Raw genomic sequence first — 807 nt, 5'->3', positions numbered from 1 at the left:
CTCCTGCGTTTCACAACCGGCCAGGAACTCGTCCAACGCCCGCGGATCACCCGACACCACCGTCGACGACGGCCCGTTCACCGCCGCCACCGACAACCGCCCGGCCCACCCCCCAAGCCGCTCCGCCACCTCCTCCGACGGCAACGCCACCGACGCCATCCCACCCCGACCCGACAACTCGGCCGCCACCAGCCGGCTGCGCACCGCCACCACCCGCGCACCATCCTCAAGACCCAACGCCCCCGCCACACACGCCGCCGCGATCTCCCCCTGCGAATGCCCCACCACCGCCGACGGCACCACCCCGAACGACCCCCACAACCCGGCCAACGCCACCATCACCGCCCACAACACCGGCTGCACCACCTCCACCCGCCCCAGATCCGGCGCACCTTCCACCCCGTGCACCACCTCCACCAACGACCAGTCCACATACGGCTCCAACGCCGCCGCACACTCTTCCAACCTCTCCCGGAAAACCGGAAAAGAAGCCGACAGTTCCACCGCCATCCCCACCCACTGCGACCCCTGACCCGGAAAAACGAACACCGGCTTCGCCCCGGCAACCGCCACCCCCGACACCACGCCCGCCGCCGACTCCTCTCGCGACAACGCCCCCAACCCCGCCAGCAAACCCGCCCGGTCGTTCGCCACCACCACCGCCCGATGCGCGAACACCGACCTGCCGGTCACCAACGAGAAACCCACATCCCCCAGACCCAGCTCAGGCCGCCCCGACACAAACGCCGACAACCGGCCCGCCTGCGCCGAAAGACCCGCCGCATCCCGCCCCGACACCACCCACGG

The 807-nt window shown here is 70.9% G+C and carries 1 protein-coding gene; it reads right to left on the bottom strand.

Annotated elements, in window-relative coordinates; all coding sequences use genetic code 11:
• Positions 1-807, bottom strand: an 807-nt coding sequence (locus MXD61_RS05730) for an acyltransferase domain-containing protein (RefSeq protein ID WP_248811799.1), incomplete at both ends; no start/stop codon positions are given.

Source organism: Frankia sp. AgPm24, from assembly GCF_023243055.1.
GTDB lineage: Bacteria > Actinomycetota > Actinomycetes > Frankiales > Frankiaceae > Frankia > Frankia umida.
Note: the sequence above shows the minus strand (reverse complement) of the source record. Positions and strands in the feature narration are given on the sequence as shown.